Here is a 443-nt window from a genome sequence, read left to right on the forward strand (position 1 = left end):
CGTCACCGGGCTGAAGGAGCTCGGCCAGCTCATCGATGGTGGACTGGGTCGCGGCACCCGCCGGAACCATCACCCACACCACCCGCGGCCCTTCGAGCCTGCCCACCAGCTCGGTGAGACTGCTGACGTCGGCGAGGTCCGGGTTGCGGTCGTATCCGATGACGGTGTGGCCTGCGCGGCGAATGCGCTCGCGCATGTTGCCGCCCATCTTGCCGAGGCCGATGAGACCGAGCTGCATCGCAGTCATGTCAGTTCACTTCTTCCGGAGAGTGCGGTACGTGGCCACGAGGGCGGTGGTGGACGGGTCGAGGCCGGGGACGTCGGCGCCTTCGGTGAGGGCGGGTTCGACGGCCTTGGCGAGGACCTTGCCGAGCTCGACGCCCCACTGGTCGAAGGAGTCGATGTTCCAGATCGCGCCCTGCACGAACACCTTGTGCTCGTAG

1 protein-coding gene and 1 pseudogene are annotated in these 443 nt (G+C 67.5%); both read right to left on the bottom strand.

Annotated features, from left to right (window positions below; genetic code table 11):
• On the bottom strand, window positions 1–238 hold a 238-nt coding region (locus tag KUF83_RS12680; protein WP_217454753.1), incomplete at its 3' end, for an NAD(P)-binding domain-containing protein.
• A 15-nt stretch (window positions 239–253) separates the two neighbouring features.
• Window positions 254–443, bottom strand: a pseudogene (locus KUF83_RS12685) (glucose-6-phosphate isomerase); the annotation flags it as partial.

The organism is Streptomyces sp. BV286 (assembly GCF_019090165.1).
GTDB lineage: Bacteria > Actinomycetota > Actinomycetes > Streptomycetales > Streptomycetaceae > Streptomyces.